Source organism: Mesorhizobium sp. B1-1-6 (assembly GCF_006443035.1).
In the GTDB taxonomy this organism is placed as follows: Bacteria; Pseudomonadota; Alphaproteobacteria; order Rhizobiales; family Rhizobiaceae; genus Mesorhizobium.
Genome location: NZ_VFWR01000013.1, coordinates 84,932 through 102,173, shown reverse-complemented (window position 1 = coordinate 102,173; position 17,242 = coordinate 84,932). Strand labels below are relative to the sequence as shown.

Below are 17,242 nucleotides of genomic sequence, written 5' to 3'. Positions count from 1 at the left end.
CGAATTTGGCGCGACCGGCAGGGCCAGCGCGGCGTTGACATCAGTTGAGCCCCCTCTTATCTGTCCAACGACTTTGCGTCCAGAACCGTTTTCCGGGCGCTTTTTGCGTTGCCCGTATACAGGCGGCGCATTCACGTGGATTTTGATGGGGCCGGCCGGCGCTCGTCTCAGTTTGAGAATTCTATCGAAAGGACCATTGGATGGTCAGTCTCGGCGGTCTCGCCCGTAAGGTTTTCGGCTCCTCCAACGACCGCAGGGTCAAGTCGACCCGGCCCCGTGTCGAGGCGATCAATGCCATGGAAAACGAGATGCGGGCGCTCTCCGATGCAGAGCTCGCCGGCCGCACGGAAAAGTTCCGCCAGGACATCGCCAACGGCGCCAGCCTCGATGACCTGCTGATCCCGGCCTTCGCCACCGCCCGCGAGGCGGCGCGCCGCGTGCTCGGCATGCGCCCCTTCGACGTCCAGCTGATCGGCGGCATGGTGCTGCACAATGGCGGCATCGCCGAGATGCGCACCGGTGAGGGCAAGACGCTGGTCGCGACCTTGCCCGTTTATCTCAATGCACTGGCCGGCAATGGCGTCCACGTCGTCACCGTCAACGACTATCTCGCCACCCGCGACTCCGAATGGATGGGCCGCGTCTATAAGTTCCTCGGCCTCTCGGTCGGCGTCATCGTCCATGGCCTGTCCGACGAGGAGCGCCGCGTCGCCTACGCCGCCGACGTCACCTATGCCACCAACAACGAACTCGGCTTCGACTATCTGCGCGACAACATGAAGTACGAGCGCGCCCAGATGGTACAGCGTGGTCACAACTACGCGATCGTCGACGAAGTCGATTCCATCCTGGTCGATGAAGCGCGCACGCCGCTGATCATTTCCGGTCCGCTCGAGGACCGTTCGGAAATGTACAACACCATCGACACTTTCATCATCCAGCTGCAGCCGCAGGATTATGAGATCGACGAGAAGCAGAAGACCTCCATCTTCACCGAGGAAGGCACCGAGAAGCTCGAGAACCTGCTGCGCGACGCCGGCCTGCTCAAGGGCGAGTCGCTTTATGACGTCGAGAACGTCGCCATCGTCCATCACGTCAACAATGCGCTGAAGGCGCACCGCCTGTTCCAGCGCGACAAGGACTATATCGTGCGCAACGGCGAGATCGTCATCATCGACGAGTTCACCGGCCGCATGATGCCCGGCCGCCGCTACTCGGAAGGCCTGCACCAGGCGCTTGAAGCCAAGGAGCATGTGGCAATCCAGCCGGAGAACCAGACGCTCGCCTCCGTTACCTTCCAGAACTATTTCCGCCTCTACAAGAAGCTTTCCGGCATGACCGGCACCGCGCTGACCGAGGCCGAGGAATTCGGCAACATCTACGGCCTCGAAGTCACCGAGATCCCGACCAACCTGCCGGTCATCCGCAAGGATGAGGACGACGAGGTCTACCGGACGGTCGAGGAGAAATACAAGGCGATCGTCAAGGAGATCCGCGAAGCCAGCGCCAAGGGCCAGCCGACGCTGGTCGGCACCACCTCGATCGAGAAGTCCGAGCAACTGGCCGAGCGGCTGCGCAAGGAAGGTTTTAAGGATTTCGAGGTGCTGAACGCCCGCCATCACGAGCGCGAGGCGGCGATCGTCGCCCAGGCGGGCAAGCCCGGCGCCATCACCATCGCCACCAACATGGCCGGCCGCGGCACCGACATCAAGCTCGGCGGCAATGCCGAGATGCGCATCGCCGAGGAACTGGGCGACATGCCCGAAGGGCCCGAGCGCGAGGCGCGGGAAAAGGAAATCTATGCCGACGTCGAGCGCCTGAAGGAAAAGGCGCTGGCTGCCGGCGGCCTCTACGTGCTCGCCACCGAACGCCACGAGTCACGCCGCATCGACAACCAGCTTCGTGGCCGCTCCGGCCGCCAGGGCGACCCCGGCCGCTCGAAATTCTTCCTGTCGCTGCAGGACGATCTGATGCGCATCTTCGGCTCCGAGCGCATGGACGGCATGTTGCAGAAGCTCGGCCTCAAGGAAGACGAGGCCATCATCCATCCCTGGATCAACAAGGCGCTGGAAAAGGCGCAGAAGAAGGTCGAGGCGCGCAACTTCGACATCCGCAAGAATCTTCTGAAATATGACGACGTTTCCAACGACCAGCGCAAGGTCGTGTTCGAACAGCGCATCGAGCTGATGGACGGCGAAGGCCTGTCGGAGACCATTGCCGAGATGCGCGAAGGCGTTATCGACGAGATCGTCGCCAAGGCCATTCCCGAGAACGCCTATGCCGAGCAGTGGGATGTCGCCGGGTTGAAGGCCGAGGTCGCCGAGTTCCTCAATCTCGACCTGCCGATTGAGGAATGGGTCAAGGAAGAAGGCATCGCCGAGGACGACATTCGCGAGCGCATCACGCAAGCCGCCGACGCCGCCGCCAAGGAGCGCGCCGAGCGCTTCGGGCCCGAGGTGATGACCTATGTCGAGCGCTCCGTGGTGCTGCAGACGCTCGACCATCTGTGGCGCGAGCACATCGTCAATCTCGACCATCTGCGTTCGGTTGTCGGCTTCCGCGGCTACGCCCAGCGCGATCCTTTGCAGGAATACAAGAGCGAGGCGTTCGAGCTGTTCCAGGCGATGCTGGGCAATCTGCGCCAGGCCGTCACCGCGCAGCTGATGCGCGTCGAACTGGTCCGCCAGGCTGCCGAGGCCCCGCCGCCGGAAGCCCCCGACATGTTCGGCACGCATATTGACGGTACCACCGGCGAGAACGATTTCGAAGGCGGCGAAACCGCCCTTCTGGTGCGCCAGGAAAGCAACGCCATCGTCGCCCCCGAAGACCGCGACCCCAACAACCCCGCCACCTGGGGCAAGGTCGGCCGCAACGAAGCGTGCCCCTGCGGCTCCGGCAAGAAATACAAGCACTGCCACGGCGCTTTCGCGTAAGGAAAACCTGCAGGGCTCACATTCCCGGATTTCTGATCCGGGCGCGATTCCTACGTGCTCAGATCAGCCCGGAATCGCGCGCGGCGGCGGTCGCCTCGCCACGCGAAATGGCGTCCAGCTTGCCCAGCACCGCCGAGACATGATGATCGACGGTCTTCGGTGAGATGGTCAGGTGCTCGGCTATTCTCTTGTTGGAAAAACCGCGTTCGATCAGTTGCAGGACCTGCATCTGGCGCAGCGTCAGGCCAGCTTGATTGGCGCGCGTGCTCTGCCGCGGTCCCCTTGCAATGTTATTGACGCCATTCTGCCGCATGACGGCGCGGACGTGCTGGGCGACCGGCCGGGCACCGAGCCCCTCGAATATATCCAGGGCCAGGCGCAGGGCCGGCTCGTCGCCGTGCAGCAGGGCGAGCGCCTGCTCGAACGGAGCACCCAGCCGGGCCCACAGCGTCGCGGCACCGTGCCAATCGCCGGCGAGCAGCAGGCGATAGGGCTCCGCCATACCGGTCGTATCGCCAGGGTCGCTTTCAGGCGACAAGAGCAGCCGCCAGACGGCCAGTTCGGCGAACATCGCCCTCGTCGGCGACAGGCTTTCTGCCAGCTCGATCAGGCGAAGCGCCTCACTGGCGTCGCCTTGCCCAAGCCATGCCAGTTCGGCCATCGACGCCGTGTAAGGCACCAGCCGCTGCAGCTCCATTCCCCTGTCCAGGAACCGCTTCATTTCCTCCAGCACCGGCCCAGCCGGATCGCCTCGCCTTATGCGCAGTTTCGCCAGCGCGACCAGGGATGGGTAACGCACCAGGGCTGTCGTTGCAGCATCGTCGATGACGTCGAGAGCCATGGCCGCCGCATCGTCCCAAAGGCCGCGTCGCAAAAGCAGCTGCGCCTGCACGCCCCGCATATAGTCGCGCCAGGTCGCGAGGTCGTTCTCAACGCAATAGGCAATGCCGCGGTCGAGAAAGGATTGCGCGCGCACAAGATCGAGCTGGTTCATTTCGGCGCAGGCGCAATTGGTGAAGCCGCGTGCCGCGTGCTCCTGGAAATTCTGCACGAGCGCGATTTCAAGGCTGCGGGCGAGGTGAAACCGGCCTTTGGCCAGGTCAAGCCACTGCTCGGCCGAGCCAAGATTGTTGAGCGCGTGGCAGATTATCTCCGGCTTGTTCAACCGTTCGGCCAGAGCGACTGCCTTGCCGCCAAGCAGCAACGTCTCATCGAGCTTCTCGGCCAGCATCGCCAGCTGCGAGAGATTGGAATAGGCCATGGCAAGCTCCGGACTGGCAGGCGCCTGTTCCAGCAGTTCCACTGCCTGGGCCCCGAACAGGTCCGCCTGTTCGCGGTCACCCACCAGGTAGGCGAAGCGCGACAGGCATCTGAGGCTGTCGCCCTCCCTGAGCGTGTCGCCCAGCGCCTGCTGTAGCCGGCGCGCCTGGCTCTGCGCCTCGATGGCCGCATCGATGCGGCCGATCAGATGGCATTCAAACGCATATCCTTCGTAAAGCCTCGCCCGGTCGCTCATCGGCAGGCTGTCGGCATGCCGCAAGGCGACCTCGTAGTAGCCGGCGGCATCGCGATGCGCGCCGACGCGGGAAGCCTCGCGCGCTGCGAGCGGGGCAAGCTCGCGCACCGCCTCAAGATTCTGGGCCTCCACCGCATGGTGCACAAGCCTTGCGGTAGCCACCTCGGCGTTTTCCTGCAGTGCGGAAAGCGCGCGTTGGTTGAATTCGCGCCGACGGCTCGAGGTCAGCGCCATCTCGATGGCGCGACGGGCGATCTCGTGCCGGAAGGCGTAGCCATCGCCGAGATCGTCGAGCAAGCCATTCGAGACACATTCCGCCAGCTGGCCGGCGCTGGCGACGCCACAGAGGCCGCGCAGCGCCCAGGCATCGGCGCGGCGTGGAAACACAGACACCGCGTCGAGCATCGAGCGCGCTCCCTGCGACAGGCGCTCGGCACGCGCCAGCACGGCGTCGCGGACGCTGGCCGGCGGGATCATCTCGCTTTCGGCAGCCAGCAATTCGGTGACGAAGAAGGCGTTGCCCGCGGTGGCGCGATAGATTGCGCTGCCGTCGCGGTTGGCTGCTTCGGCAAGCGACAACACCGCCGCCTCGCTGAGCAGTGGCACTTCGATGCGCTGGACGTTGCCGGCTGGAATTTCGCCGAGCACCCGGCGCGCACGCATCTGCCCTTCGCTGCGGTCGGTGCGTGCCGTGAACAGCACCAGCATATGCGTGTTGGTGATGCGCCGGCCCAGGAAACGGACGAAATCCAGGGTCGCGTCGTCGGCCCAGTGCATATCCTCGATGACCAGCAAACCCGGCCGAGACCTCGCCTCGAAAACCTCGAGAGCGTCTGAAAACAGGGGCAGCCGCTGACCCTGGCGGTCGTCGATTGCCCGGGGCAGTGCCCACTGCGCGTCCCGGGCCAGATCATAGAGCGGTCCAAGCGGATCGGGAATCGACAGGTCCTCGCAAGCGCTGCGGAATATGGAAACGTGCTGCCCGGCACGGGTTACGAACGCCTCGACGAGTGCCGTCTTGCCGGCGCCGGCCTCGCCCAGCAATGCCGCCACGCGGCCGCGACCGCGCGCGGCCTCCGCGAGCAGTTCCTCCAACTGATCGAGTTGTGCCTGCCGTTCCAGAAGCATCGTCACTGGCCCATAAGTATCGTCGTCCCTCGACCCTTCTCCAAAATACCCCCGCTTCGGTATCCGCAGTGTGGCTCCCAGACCAAACGTCGAAAACATAGGGAATCGTCCCGCGCAATATGGGGAAAGGCTCCGATGTGCGCTTTCGACGATCGTGATTTTTCTCCAACCGCGCTCATTTCGAGCGTGAATCAGTCACAAAAGGAAGCCACTCCATGCCTCGCTATCTGATCGAACGGACATTCCCCGACGGGCTCAACGTGCCGACGAACGACGTCGGCGCGACGGCGCTCGGCGGCATCATCATGCGCAACGCCGAGAAGGGGGTCACCTGGCTGCACTCCTTCGTGTCGCCCGACAGGAACAAGAGTTTCTGCATCTACGACGCCCCCTCGCCGGAAGCGATCCGCAGCACGGCGCAGAAGAATTCGCTACCGGTGGACAAGATCACGGAGGTGAGGGTCCTGGACCCTTACTTTTATCGCTGACCCTATGGACCAAGGATGGAACAATGAGCGTGAGATCGTCCTGGGCAGCGATGGGTGTCGGCTTACCGTGCTGTTTCCTCCCGAAACGGCAGCCGCCGTCGTGGCGTTCGACCATGCACCCTCCCGGCGTGGTCTCGCATCGCGGATTGTGTCCGCGCTGCTCGCGCCGTTGCGAAGCCGGCGCAGGCGCCTGCCACCGCAAGACGATTATTTAAGGCGGGACGTCGGCCTGCCGGAGCACGAGATGCGGCGGGACTACTGGGAATACTGGGGGTGGCATCAATGAGACCGCCGCCCGGCTAGAGAGGAACGGATCGGACCCGTCCCGCAACTGACGATCCAACGCGCAGGCATGGCAGCAGGGCCTTACAGGCCGGTCCTGCCGCCTGCGCGTCACCAACAACCAATGGAGAATAAAATGAACGTCAATTTCTGGCGCCTTGCCGCGCTGTCCATCATGGCGATCGCCGCCACTGCCGCATCTGCGGAGAGTGGCAATCGGCTGGCCGCCGAGGTGCGGGCGGCCAACGGCCGCTTCGTGAATGTCGCGGCGGCCACCGCCGAGGGCTATGCGCCGATTCCCTGCGCCAGCGGCATCACCGGCGGCGCCATGGGCATTCACTACGTCAATGGCGCCTATCTCAAGGACGATGCCGTCGACCTCGCCAAGCCGGAGGCCGTGATGTACGAGCCGATGGCCGATGGCAAGCTGAAGCTGGTGGCCGTCGAATATATCACCGCGAAGGGTCCTGCGTCGCTCGAAGGCCAGCTGTTCAACTTCGACAGCGCTCCCAACCGCTACGGCCTCGGCCCCTTCTACGAACTTCATGTCTGGGCCTGGAAGCAGAACCCGACCGGCGCCTTCGCCGACATGAACCCGAATGTCTCATGCGACGCCATGAAAAAGGCCGACTGACGGCACCGGCCTGCCGGAACAGTGCCGGCAGGCCTTTTACGCGTCGCGAGGAGAAACCATGCCCGAGATAGCTATCTTCCTGGCAAGGCTGCGCGCCCCACCATGGCGGCTGATGGCCATCCTCGCTTGGCTGGCGCGCGGACGGCGCCTCCGACATGAGCGGCGTCACCTGGAGGCGATGCCCGATTTCATGCTGAAGGACATCGGCATCAGCCGTTCCGAGATCGACTATGTCGCAACTCACGGCGAAGCGCGCCGCTCTTAGGCTTGGCTGGGAGTTGGAACGACAGAGCGCCTGTCTCCTGCTTGCGGCATGGAACCCACACCGGTCGTCCTCGCTGGCCTCTCTGCCATTGTGTATGCCTCTTCCACCCACCCTTTCTTAAGGTGTCTCCGCTACACCAAAGCCTGAAAAGAAGCGGAAAACGGAGAACAATCGGGGTGCGCTTTTCCGCGGCCACGACAGCCGGGCGGTTCTTGCCGCAGCGTTTGGCGCTGCGCGTGGAGCCGTTGCTTGGCCGCGTCGACGCCGTGCTGTTCACCGCCGACGAGCGCGGCGAGGCCGGCCGCATGTCGGTCATTGCCTTTTCCATCCGCATCGTCAGCGCCGTCATCGCCTTCGTCAGCCAGGTGTTGATGGCACGCTGGATGGGCTCGTTCGAATACGGCATCTTCGTCCTTGTCTGGGTGACCATGGTCATCGTCGGCAATCTCGCCTGCCTCGGCTTCCACACCTCGGTTATCCGCTTCATTCCCGAATACCGCGAGCGCGGCCTCATCGACGAGTTGCGCGGTATCGTCGTGGCCAGCCGCCTGTTCGTCCTGATCGCTTCGACGGTCATCGCCGGGCTCGGCGCGCTCGGCGTGTGGCTCGCTTCGTCATGGACTGAAAACTACTATGTCCTGCCGTTCATCCTCGGCGTCATCTGCCTGCCGATGATAGCGCTGTCGGATCTGCTGCAAGGCCAGGCCAGGGCGAACAGCTGGGCGCTGTTCGCCCTGGCGCCGACCTATCTGATACGGCCCGTGCTGATCCTGCTGTTCATGGCGCTGATGCTTTTCGCCGGCTACGCGCCCGACGCGAAGACCGCGATCTTCGCCTCGATCGCCGCCACTTACGTCACCACGCTCGCCCAGCTTATCGGCGTCACCCGGCGCATGGAAAAGCAGATTCCGGCCGGGCCGATGAAGGTGCATTTCGCACAATGGTTCATTGTCTCGCTGCCGATCTTCCTGGTCGAAAGCTTCTTTTTCCTGCTCACCAATGCCGACGTGCTGATGGTCGGCGCCTATATGGACCCCAACGACGTCGCCGTCTATTTCGCCACGGTCAAGACACTGGCGCTGGTGCATTTCGTCTACTTCGCCGTCAAGGCAGGCGTCGCTCAGCGCTATGCCCAGTTCACCCATGGCGAGCCGGAAAAGCTCGCCGCCTTCGCCCGCGAGACGGTGTCGTGGACCTTCTGGCCATCGCTCGCCATGGCGCTGCTGGTGCTGGCGCTTGGCAAACCGATGCTGATGCTGTTCGGTCCCGAATTCACATCGGGTTATCCGCTTCTGTTCCTGCTCGTCTTCGGCGTCGTGGCGCGCGCCGCCGTGGGCCCGTGCGAAAGCCTGCTCACCATGAGCGGCAACCAGAATGTCTGCGCCGCCGTCTATGCCATGACGCTGGCCTTCAACATTGGCCTGAACGTGGTGCTGATCCCGCTCTTCGGCCTGTGGGGCGCCGCAATGGCCACCGCCTTCGCCATGATCTTCGAGGCCGGCGCGCTGTCCTTCACGGTCTGGCGCAAGCTCGGCATCGTCATGGCGATCTTCGTGCCAGCCAAAGGAGCCGCGTGATGGCCGCCATCCCCTTGCTCGAGGAAACCAGCGGCGGCCCCGCCGGCGCCATGGTGTCCGGCCTTGCCGGACTGGGGCGTGACACCGACCCGGCCCATATCGAGATCCTCGCCAACAACCGGCCCGAGCGGAAACTGGCCATCTATCCGGCGTCGGCCGGGTTCGACCTCGTCGAGGAGCTGGATTATCTGTGCGCCCGCACCATCGAGCCCAACGTCTTCTTCAACCCGCGTTTCCTCGCGCCCGCAATGCCCCGGCTGGAAGACCGCGAGGTGCGTCTGGCCGTCATCCGTGACGGCGATGAATACCGCAACCGGCTACGCCTTCTGGTGCCGTTCTCGGTGGAGCGGCCGGTGGTGCCGCTCGGGGTTCCGGTCATGCGCACATGGTCGAGCCCGTTCGGCCCGCTCGGCACCCCGCTGGTCGACCGCGACGATCCGGTCGGTGTCCTCGAGGATTTCTTCTCGATGCTGTCGCGCCCGCATCTGAAGCTGCCGAAAGTGTTCGTCCTGCCCGACATCAGGCTCGACGGCGCGGTGGCGAGCCTGGTTGCCACTGTGGCCGAAACGCGTGGCCTGATGTTGGTCACCACCGGTCACGCCCAGCGTCCGCTGCTCGAGAGCGAACGCGACGCCGAGGACTATCTGAAGGCTTCGCTGCGCGCGCACCATTACCGCGAGTTCCGCCGCCTCAAGCGGCGGCTGGGCGACCTCGGCAAGCTTGAACATGTCGTGGCGCGCGGCCCCGACGAGATCCGTCACGCCATCGAGAGCTTCCTGACGCTGGAGGCGGCCGGCTGGAAGGGCCGCGAGCGCACGGCCATGGCGATCGACCGCTACCGCGCCGCCTTCGCCCGCGAGGCCGTGCACAGGCTGGCCGAGCAGGACCTGTGCCGCATCCATTCGCTGACGCTCGACGGCCGCACCATTGCGTGCCTGATCGTCTTCGTCGAAGCCGGCGTTGCCTACACCTGGAAGACGGCCTACGACGAAACTCTGGCCGGCTATTCGCCAGGCACGCTGCTGATGATCGAGGTGACCAGGCAGCATCTCGACGACCCCAACATCATGATGACCGATTCCTGTGCCGTGCCCGACCATCCAGTGATGAGCAGGCTGTGGACCGAGCGCAAGCCGATGGGCACGCTGGTGATCGGCCTGACGCCGGACGCCGACCGTCTCGCCCGCCAGGCGGCCTCGCAACTGCATCTCTACCGGGAGACCCGCAACATGGCCCGCCTGCTGCGCAACCGGATGAAGAGCCTGCTCAAGAGACGATAGACGCGCTCGCATCTTCTGGATCGCGTGGATGCTTGCTTCAAGCCTGAGCATTTGGTTGCTTCATGGGATAAACAGTCACTGTATTGATAGCGTTTATTCGCCAGCGCCTGCTTGAGCAACAGTCACAATCTTTCAACAAAGCGCGACAAAGGTGATGCGATTTTGGGTATAATTCATGTCGCTTGCCGGCGGCGCATCCGTTTTTCTTCAGCGCTTTTCCTCGTGGCGGACATCAGAATTAGCTAATTCATTCGAACATATAAAGGACATTCACGGAACTTAAGTGGTAACATAAGACCTTTGGGACCAGACCCTGGGACTTTGGTCCGCCTTCACGAAATCCGGCAGCGAGCATGAGGCTAATCTTCATTGCTCTTCAGGAACTTGAAACGGCCGACCAGATCTAACTTGAGCCACTCGTCCTCATTCTTCCCCGTCGCTTTCGGCGGTGGCGCGCGGATTGCGAGGAACAGGCGCTGAACGCGAGAAATCCACCTGCCGGAACCAGCGGGGGAGCCGCCAATGGGAAAGCTGCGGGCGCCAGAATCCTGGACGCGAAAAAGCCCGCCACGGAGCCCTACGGGGACGGTCTTGGGCGAGCGAGCGCCATGTCGAAAGTGTCCGGCAGATGAGGATGCGCGCCGGTCCGTCTCACCGAAGCCGTGGTCATCGCGTCGACCGGGAGAATAATCGACATGCGAGCATAGTGGTCCGGCCACAGCGGCTTTCCAAACAGGAAGAACACGATCGCGAGAAAACAAATCAGCAGCAGGACGGCGAAGGTGTTCGCGATGATCTCGCCAAGCTGCATGTCTTTCTCCCCGAAGTCGGACACCCGCCGCTCGCAGCAACGGCGGGCGTCCAGGGACCGTCGATGAAGGGACTTTACTCGACGGCTTCCACGCCAATGAGGAACGGCGGCTTATGTTCAGGGTTTAGGACCAATGCGTCGATGCTTCGGACTTCAGTCCCAATTGCGGGTCCGAGGAGAAGGAGACAGTCTGCCTTTCGCACCGGCTAAGCCCTCCACCAAGGTACCTGACAGCCGGGAGCACAGCCCGGCCTGCTCGCCAAGTGCCGAACCTACCGCCAAAAGCAGGCCGGGCTCCTTCTGTCGATAGTCAAGATCGTCGCCCAACGGGGAAAATGACCAGCTACAAGGTGGAGGAAATCCTGGGCGAGAGAATTATCGGCACGCACGAGGTGGCGGCTTCAAGTCCCGCAGGGGCTGCCAGACGGGCAACCGGTCATCCGATGCAACCCCGCATTCCAGGTGCGCTGTTCGTTCGGGTCACCAGATCGGAGGACGGCACGGTCGCCGAATTCAGCTTCGCGGGATTTCCTTGTTGAACCCGGATGTCGTCGGATGGGACGGCACGAGTGGCGTTTCTTGCGACTATGGCCGGTGTCTACGCCGACCCATTGGCGCGGTTCGGCGTTGATGAAACCGCCGGCTCACCCTAACCGTTTGTTTTCACGTGGATTCCGAAGCTCGTCGATGAAACCGTTTTGACCCGACTTGCACCAGAATTGCGCTAGCGTCCCAGCGGCTGTCTGGATGCCGAAACCAATTCGTCTTCGTCCCTGATCCCGGCCATGTAATTCGCGATTATGCGGGATGAAATCGCTTCGCGTTGCTGGGCCGATCGGGCGTCGAGCTTCAGCCTGTCGAACACGCGGCCAAGCAGGGCCACTTCGGAGGAATCGAAGACGCCAGCCTCCTGAGCTTTCTGACGAATCGGCATGAGTTCCTCCCTTTCAGATAAATAAGCAACAACTGATGCAAGGGGCAATCTCAAGGCCTGATATATCCACACCGAGGAACGGTCAGGCGGCCAACATAGGTCCTGAAGCGTGAAAGCGGCTACCGCATTGGACAGGCCGTCCTGCACCCTGCCGAGCCGCTCCCGGATGTCGCTCTTGCGATATCGGCTTTAAGCGGCGCACGACAAACTCGAGCACCATATCCGCAGTGCCGAAACGCCGATCGGGAAATTAGCGGCAGACGCATCGAAGCGGCGACTGAAATGGTGCCCCTAGCCGGGATCGAACCAGCACTCCTTGCGGAACTCGATTTTGAGTCGAGCGCGTCTACCAATTCCGCCATAGGGGCTCAGGCCGGGCGGCCTGGATGGCGCGGACTATACGGTTGGAGGCCTGTTCGTCAACTGGCCTGTTGCCGATAGCCTGCGGAGCCGCGACCAAACCGCCCCTTTCGGTTTCCTGCGGGCACTGCCATTGTGCGGCGCGGAAAATCTTTCTAGACAGGCGTCGTGTCGAAGCGCCTGGCGTCCGGAAGAAGGAACGCGGCGCGCTTCGGGTCTTGGTTTCACGCATGCACCTGTTTCATCCATGCCCCTGGTTTTCTGCCTGCCCTTATGCCGGCCACGCCGTGCATGTGGGCGCCGTGCGGTAGGCATTTACGACATTAGGAGAGCCGATGCTTCGCGGACTGTACGACTGGACCTTGTCGCTGGCGGCGCGCAAATCCGCCGAATGGTGGCTGGCCTTCATCGCCTTCGTCGAGAGTTCCGTGTTCCTGGTGCCGGCCGACGTGCTCTATCTGCCGATGGCACTGTCGCGGCCTGATCGCGCCTATCGCTATGCGCTGATCGCCACCGTCGCCTCCGTGCTGGGCGGCATCGCCGGCTGGTTCATCGGCCACTACGCCTACGACGCGCTGGCGCGGCCCATCCTCGAATTCTACGGCAAGTATGACGAGTTCGAGGCGCTGCGCGTCTCTTCGGGCATCGGCTTCATCATCTTGATGCTGATCACCTCGGGCGCCGCCCATCTGCCGCCGATCAAGGTGGTGACGATCCTTTCGGGGGTCATCGGCGTCAATCTTTTGCTGTTCATCGCGCTGGCAATCGTGGCGCGCGGCGGGCGCTTCCTGCTCCTGGCCTGGCTGCTGCGCCGCTATGGCGAGCCGATCCGCGAGTTCATCGAAAAGCGCCTCGGCCTGATCGCGGGTGCGGCGGCAGCCGCCCTGATTTTGCTCTATATCCTGGTCAAATACGCCTTCTGATTCATGTCGCCCAAACCGCGCGGCGGCGTGGCGACATGGACCACAAGACCGGGCGAGCGGCGAACACAACGGACGAAAGACCCCATGACTGCGACCATGACTGCCAACACCGGACGCCAGCGGACCATGACGGCCCTGTTCCTTGCCGTAGCCATGGCCGCCACTGTCGGCTCCGCGCTCGCCTTCCAGTACATTGGCGGCTACATCCCTTGCCATCTCTGCCTGGAACAGCGCACGCCCTACTATATCGGCGTGCCGCTGATGCTGCTGGCGCTGCTTGCATCGGCGCTGCACGCGCCGGCATGGGTGGTGCGCGGCTTGCTGGCCATCGGCGGCCTGCTGATGCTCTATGGGCTGTATCTCGGCATCTATCACGCCGGCGTGGAGTGGGCTTGGTGGCAGGGCCCGGCCGATTGCACCGCGGGCGGAGGCCCGGTCGACACCGGCGGCAAAGGCGTGCTCGACGCGCTCGACAAATTCGTGCCCCCCTCCTGCGACAAGGCCGCGCTTCGCATCCTCGGCCTGTCGCTCGCCGGCTGGAACGCCATCGCCAGCCTTGTCCTCGCGGCCGTCGCCTTCCGCAGCGCTCTTTCGCGCGACTGAGTAGCGCGAAAGCGCCGACGCGAGATCGTTCAAGAATTCGGCAGGCTGAGTCGCATGGAGTGATTGTCGAGAACCGAAGCGGAGCGGACATTGGTCCGTGAGCATCGGAAGCGCAGACAATCGCTTCAGACGGCCAGCGTCCCGAATTGTCGGACGCTCTCAGGGTTCGAGTTCGACATCCCAGTACAGATAATCCATCCAGCTTTCATGCAGATGGTTGGGCGGGAACAGACGGCCATTATTGTGCAGGTCGTGCACCGTCGGCTGGTAGGGCTTCTGCAACGGCCACATCTTGGCATGCGCCGGCATCATGCCGCCTTTCCTGAGATTGCAGGGGGAACAGGCGGCGACGACATTCTCCCACGTCGTAGCACCCCCGCGGTGGCGGGGGATGACGTGATCGAAGGTCAGATCGTCGGGCGTGCCGCAATATTGGCACTGGAAGCGGTCACGCAGGAAGACATTGAAGCGTGTGAAGGCGGGATGCCGCGACGGCTTCACATAGGCCTTCAGGCTGACGACGCTCGGCAGCTTCATCGAGAAGGTCGGCGAGGACACCGCGTGCTCGTATTCGGCGACGATGTTCACCCGTTCGAGGAACACCGCCTTGATGGCGTCCTGCCACGACCAGAGCGACAGGGGGTAATAGCTGAGCGGACGGTAATCCGCATTCAGCACCAGCGCTGGAAGCCCATCCGGAGATACGGCAACCGTCACGTCGTTGGCCTCCTTGGTTCTCTAACCTGAATGGCGCGGATACTGTAAGCCCGACATGACAGGGATGTGAAGCGGATTGTCACGCGTCCGAAGGCACAAAAAAACGAGATTTTGATGCTTTTTCGCGCTTTCAGGCCGGGGGTGCGGCATCCCTGCCCTTCAATTCGCGATAATAGGACCAGAAAAGCCGCGATGCGACACCTCTCCATGGGCTCCATGATTCGGCGAGTTGGATCAGTGTTTTCTCCTGCGGACGCGGGTCGATGCCGAGCGCATGGCCGACGGCGGTCTGGAGCGCGACATCGCGCGCCGGGAAGATGTCGGGATGGCCTGCGGCGAACAGCAGATACACCTGCGCCGTCCACGGACCGATACCGGGCACCGCCGTCATGGTCGTGATTGCCTCGCCGGCGTCAAGCGAACACAAATGATGAAGATCGAGGCCGTCCGCCACCGCCTGGGCGGCGGCGAGGAGGCCGCGTTGCTTGGGTCGCGACAGGCCCGCCTCGCGAAACATGTCCTCGCCGGCGGCAAGGATCGCCAGCGGCGTCAGCGGGTCGACCAGTTTCGTCAGCCGGCCGAAGATCGCATCGGCGCTGGCGCGCGACACCTGCTGCGAGACGATGATCGAGGCAAGGCTCAAGAATCCCGGTTGGGAAAGCCGTAGCGGCACCTCGCCCGCCATGCCGCGGATCTTTTCCAGCCTTGGGTCGATCGCGCAAAGCGCGTCGAGCCCCCGGGCGATGTCGTCCAATGTGGCGATACGTTGCATGCTTTCTTGTTCCTGAACCGGCCGCACGGTAGCAATTGGCAAAACCGCCGCACAACCCGATTGCCGCTCAAGAGATGACACTCCTGACATTCCGTTTCGCGCCCAGTCCCAATGGCGAACTGCATCTCGGCCATGCCTTTTCGGCGCTGCTCAACCAGAAACTGGCGCGAGCGGTCGGCGGCCGCCTGCTGCTGCGCATCGAGGATATCGACACCACGCGCTGCTCGCCGGAATTCGAGGCGGGCATCTTTGCCGACCTGAAATGGCTCGGTCTTGCCTGGGAACAGCCTGTACGACGGCAATCCGAGCACTTCGCCTGTTATGAGACGGTGCTTGACCGGCTGATGCGGGAGGACCTCGTCTATCCCGCCTTCATGAGCAGAAGCGAGATCCGGGCTTTCATCACCGAGAGCGAAAAGCGCGACTGGCCGCGCGATCCCGACGGCGTGCCGGTCTATCCCGCCGTCGACAAGGCTCTGCCGGCGAAGGAACGCCGGCGCCGCATTGCCGAGGGCGCTCCCTTCGCCTGGCGGCTGGATGTCGATGCGGCGATGGCACGCGTCGGCAAGGATTTGTCATGGAACGAATTTTCAGACGAATCGCTTTCCGCGACGCGCGTCGTCGAGGCCCGCCCGCGCGATTGGGGCGACGTGATCGTGGCGCGCCGCGAAATCCCGACCAGCTATCATCTCGCCGTCGTCGTCGACGATGCGCTGCAGGGCGTCAGCCATGTCGTGCGCGGCCAGGATCTTTATTCCGCCACCGGGGTACAGCGGCTGCTTCAGGAACTGCTTGGCCTGCCGCAGCCAGCCTATTTCCATCACCGGCTGATCCTGGGACCCGACGGGCGCAAGCTGTCGAAAAGCCTGAAGGACACCGGCCTTGCCGTCTTGCGCGAAGCGGGCGTGTCGGCTCACGATGTCAGGCGGATGGTCGGTCTCTGACGCAGGCGAAGGCCGAAGAGACAGCTTGCAGAAAAGGCGGCCGGTTGAATTCCGGTGATGCATGGATCAATCGTTTCGTTTTGCGCGCCGGCTTGAACCGGACTAGAGCTTCGCCACGGCTCAATTCTCATCAAGCGCGGTCCCCGGAAAATGCACAGCGTCAAGCGGCTCATCCCCGCCACTTTCGTCGTCCTGTGGGCGACCGGCTTCATCGGCGCCCGCTATGCCATGCCGTGGGCCGAACCGTTTACGTTCCTGGCTGCGCGCTTCGTCCTGGCGGCGGCGTTGTTCGCCGGCCTGGTGGTCGTACTTGGCTCCAAGAGAGCCTCCCGCGAAGAGGCATTGCACGCCACCGGGGCCGGCATTCTGATGCATGGCGTCTATCTCGGCGCGGTCTTCTGGGCTATCCACAGGGGCATGCCCGCCGGGCTGTCGGCGCTGATTGTCGGCCTGCAGCCGCTGATCACGGCGGTGCTCGCCGGCAAGTTTCTCGGCGAGGCGATCCTGCCGCGCCATTGGGCCGGCCTCGCGGTCGGCCTGGCCGGAGTCGTCATCGTGCTCTGGCCAAAGCTCGGCGCGCTCGGCGGCGGCGTGACGTCAGCCACGTTGACGGCTTCGCTCGTCTCGGTGCTCGGCATGAGCGCCGGCACGATATGGCAGAAGCGTTTTGCTTCCGGCGGCGACCTCGTCGCCGCGACCATGTGGCAATATGTCGGCGGCGCTTCGGTGATGATCCTGGCTTCACTGGCCTTCGAGACCCACACGGTCGTCATCAACGGCGAATTGATCTTCGCCATGGCCTGGCTGGTGCTGGTGCTGTCGATCGGCGCCATCTTCCTTCTGATGGTGATGATCCGCGACGGCGAGATGTCGAAGGTCGCTTCGCTGTTCTATCTGGTGCCGGCGGTGACGGCCGTCATCGCCTGGGCCTTGTTCGACGAGCAGCTCAACGCGCTTCAGATTGCCGGCATGGCGATCACGACCTTCGGTGTCGGTCTGGCAACGGTGCGGCAGACCAAGGGAAGAATTGTAGAAATGAGGAATTGAGGAATTGAGGAAAATGGTGCCATCTGGC

Annotated in this window: 16 protein-coding genes and 1 tRNA gene; 11 read left to right on the top strand and 6 right to left on the bottom strand. The window is 63.4% G+C overall.

Features of this window, described 5'->3' with window-relative positions:
• Positions 1 to 200: 200 nt before the first annotated feature.
• Positions 201 to 2,933 (top strand): preprotein translocase subunit SecA, encoded by a 2,733-nt coding sequence (gene secA / locus FJ979_RS24425; protein WP_140584058.1) that lies wholly within the window; start codon positions 201 to 203, stop codon positions 2,931 to 2,933.
• A 58-nt stretch (positions 2,934 to 2,991) separates the two neighbouring features.
• Here secA and FJ979_RS24420 read toward each other — a convergent pair whose 3' ends face one another.
• On the bottom strand, positions 2,992 to 5,577 hold the full coding sequence (locus tag FJ979_RS24420; protein WP_140584141.1) for an AAA family ATPase: 2,586 nt from the start codon (positions 5,575 to 5,577) through the stop codon (positions 2,992 to 2,994).
• Positions 5,578 to 5,792: 215 nt separating this feature from the next.
• On the opposite strand from FJ979_RS24420, the gene FJ979_RS24415 reads away from it, so the two are divergent.
• From FJ979_RS24415 to FJ979_RS24390, 5 genes are all read left to right on the top strand, one after another.
• Positions 5,793 to 6,065 (top strand): DUF4242 domain-containing protein, encoded by a 273-nt coding sequence (locus tag FJ979_RS24415; RefSeq protein ID WP_140500909.1) that lies wholly within the window; start codon positions 5,793 to 5,795, stop codon positions 6,063 to 6,065.
• A 418-nt stretch (positions 6,066 to 6,483) separates the two neighbouring features.
• On the top strand, positions 6,484 to 6,981 hold the full coding sequence (locus FJ979_RS24405) for a hypothetical protein (RefSeq protein ID WP_140584055.1): 498 nt from the start codon (positions 6,484 to 6,486) through the stop codon (positions 6,979 to 6,981).
• A 58-nt stretch (positions 6,982 to 7,039) separates the two neighbouring features.
• Positions 7,040 to 7,246: a DUF1127 domain-containing protein gene (locus FJ979_RS24400; RefSeq protein WP_140525446.1), complete on the top strand. Its 207-nt coding sequence runs from the start codon at positions 7,040 to 7,042 to the stop codon at positions 7,244 to 7,246.
• Between the two features lie 176 nt (positions 7,247 to 7,422).
• Positions 7,423 to 8,823: a lipopolysaccharide biosynthesis protein gene (locus FJ979_RS24395; protein ID WP_140513849.1), complete on the top strand. Its 1,401-nt coding sequence runs from the start codon at positions 7,423 to 7,425 to the stop codon at positions 8,821 to 8,823.
• Positions 8,823 to 10,103: a GNAT family N-acetyltransferase gene (locus tag FJ979_RS24390; protein WP_140525444.1), complete on the top strand. Its 1,281-nt coding sequence runs from the start codon at positions 8,823 to 8,825 to the stop codon at positions 10,101 to 10,103. Before FJ979_RS24395 ends, FJ979_RS24390 begins: the two co-directional genes overlap by 1 nt.
• A 577-nt stretch (positions 10,104 to 10,680) precedes the next feature.
• Here FJ979_RS24390 and FJ979_RS24385 read toward each other — a convergent pair.
• On the bottom strand, positions 10,681 to 10,914 hold the full coding sequence (locus tag FJ979_RS24385) for a polymerase (RefSeq protein ID WP_140500900.1): 234 nt from the start codon (positions 10,912 to 10,914) through the stop codon (positions 10,681 to 10,683).
• A 335-nt stretch (positions 10,915 to 11,249) separates the two neighbouring features.
• On the opposite strand from FJ979_RS24385, the gene FJ979_RS24380 reads away from it, so the two are divergent.
• Positions 11,250 to 11,453 carry a hypothetical protein gene (locus FJ979_RS24380; RefSeq protein ID WP_140500899.1) on the top strand — a complete coding sequence of 68 codons (204 nt, stop codon included), beginning with the start codon at positions 11,250 to 11,252 and terminating at the stop codon, positions 11,451 to 11,453.
• A gap of 185 nt (positions 11,454 to 11,638) precedes the next feature.
• Here FJ979_RS24380 and FJ979_RS24375 read toward each other — a convergent pair whose 3' ends face one another.
• Positions 11,639 to 11,848: a hypothetical protein gene (locus FJ979_RS24375; RefSeq protein ID WP_140500898.1), complete on the bottom strand. Its 210-nt coding sequence runs from the start codon at positions 11,846 to 11,848 to the stop codon at positions 11,639 to 11,641.
• 283 nt (positions 11,849 to 12,131) lie between these two features.
• Positions 12,132 to 12,216: transfer RNA gene (locus FJ979_RS24370), tRNA-Leu, on the bottom strand.
• Positions 12,217 to 12,543: 327 nt separating this feature from the next.
• On the opposite strand from FJ979_RS24370, the gene FJ979_RS24365 reads away from it, so the two are divergent.
• Together FJ979_RS24365 and FJ979_RS24360 are read left to right on the top strand one after the other, a co-directional pair.
• Complete coding sequence (locus FJ979_RS24365; RefSeq protein ID WP_140500881.1) at positions 12,544 to 13,131, top strand: YqaA family protein; 588 nt, start codon at positions 12,544 to 12,546, stop codon at positions 13,129 to 13,131.
• A gap of 84 nt (positions 13,132 to 13,215) precedes the next feature.
• Complete coding sequence (locus tag FJ979_RS24360) at positions 13,216 to 13,734, top strand: disulfide bond formation protein B (RefSeq protein WP_140513858.1); 519 nt, start codon at positions 13,216 to 13,218, stop codon at positions 13,732 to 13,734.
• 159 nt (positions 13,735 to 13,893) lie between these two features.
• On the opposite strand, the gene FJ979_RS24355 is transcribed toward FJ979_RS24360, so the two are convergent.
• Together FJ979_RS24355 and FJ979_RS24350 are read right to left on the bottom strand one after the other, a co-directional pair.
• The gene (locus tag FJ979_RS24355; protein ID WP_023677956.1) at positions 13,894 to 14,451 is read right to left on the bottom strand and encodes an HNH endonuclease; all 558 of its coding nucleotides are present in this window, start codon (positions 14,449 to 14,451) and stop codon (positions 13,894 to 13,896) included.
• A gap of 130 nt (positions 14,452 to 14,581) precedes the next feature.
• Complete coding sequence (locus FJ979_RS24350) at positions 14,582 to 15,223, bottom strand: DNA-3-methyladenine glycosylase (protein WP_140500879.1); 642 nt, start codon at positions 15,221 to 15,223, stop codon at positions 14,582 to 14,584.
• A gap of 74 nt (positions 15,224 to 15,297) precedes the next feature.
• Here FJ979_RS24350 and gluQRS point away from each other — a divergent pair, with 74 nt between their 5' ends.
• Positions 15,298 to 16,167: a tRNA glutamyl-Q(34) synthetase GluQRS gene (gene gluQRS, locus FJ979_RS24345; protein ID WP_140584053.1), complete on the top strand. Its 870-nt coding sequence runs from the start codon at positions 15,298 to 15,300 to the stop codon at positions 16,165 to 16,167.
• 150 nt (positions 16,168 to 16,317) lie between these two features.
• The gene (locus FJ979_RS24340) at positions 16,318 to 17,214 is read left to right on the top strand and encodes a DMT family transporter (RefSeq protein ID WP_140584052.1); all 897 of its coding nucleotides are present in this window, start codon (positions 16,318 to 16,320) and stop codon (positions 17,212 to 17,214) included.
• The last annotated feature ends 28 nt before the right edge of the window (positions 17,215 to 17,242 follow it).

What these genes read in the sequence shown, in the direction of transcription:
- secA (WP_140584058.1), top strand. Translation starts at nt 201, where the DNA reads ATGGTCAGTCTCGGCGGTCTCGCCCGTAAGGTTTTCGGCTCCTCCAAC.
- FJ979_RS24420 (WP_140584141.1), bottom strand. Translation starts at nt 5,577, where the DNA reads ATGCTTCTGGAACGGCAGGCACAACTCGATCAGTTGGAGGAACTGCTC.
- FJ979_RS24415 (WP_140500909.1), top strand. Translation starts at nt 5,793, where the DNA reads ATGCCTCGCTATCTGATCGAACGGACATTCCCCGACGGGCTCAACGTG.
- FJ979_RS24405 (WP_140584055.1), top strand. Translation starts at nt 6,484, where the DNA reads ATGAACGTCAATTTCTGGCGCCTTGCCGCGCTGTCCATCATGGCGATC.
- FJ979_RS24400 (WP_140525446.1), top strand. Translation starts at nt 7,040, where the DNA reads ATGCCCGAGATAGCTATCTTCCTGGCAAGGCTGCGCGCCCCACCATGG.
- FJ979_RS24390 (WP_140525444.1), top strand. Translation starts at nt 8,823, where the DNA reads ATGGCCGCCATCCCCTTGCTCGAGGAAACCAGCGGCGGCCCCGCCGGC.
- FJ979_RS24385 (WP_140500900.1), bottom strand. Translation starts at nt 10,914, where the DNA reads ATGCAGCTTGGCGAGATCATCGCGAACACCTTCGCCGTCCTGCTGCTG.
- FJ979_RS24380 (WP_140500899.1), top strand. Translation starts at nt 11,250, where the DNA reads ATGACCAGCTACAAGGTGGAGGAAATCCTGGGCGAGAGAATTATCGGC.
- FJ979_RS24375 (WP_140500898.1), bottom strand. Translation starts at nt 11,848, where the DNA reads ATGCCGATTCGTCAGAAAGCTCAGGAGGCTGGCGTCTTCGATTCCTCC.
- FJ979_RS24365 (WP_140500881.1), top strand. Translation starts at nt 12,544, where the DNA reads ATGCTTCGCGGACTGTACGACTGGACCTTGTCGCTGGCGGCGCGCAAA.
- FJ979_RS24360 (WP_140513858.1), top strand. Translation starts at nt 13,216, where the DNA reads ATGACTGCGACCATGACTGCCAACACCGGACGCCAGCGGACCATGACG.
- FJ979_RS24350 (WP_140500879.1), bottom strand. Translation starts at nt 15,223, where the DNA reads ATGCAACGTATCGCCACATTGGACGACATCGCCCGGGGGCTCGACGCG.
- gluQRS (WP_140584053.1), top strand. Translation starts at nt 15,298, where the DNA reads ATGACACTCCTGACATTCCGTTTCGCGCCCAGTCCCAATGGCGAACTG.
- FJ979_RS24340 (WP_140584052.1), top strand. Translation starts at nt 16,318, where the DNA reads ATGCACAGCGTCAAGCGGCTCATCCCCGCCACTTTCGTCGTCCTGTGG.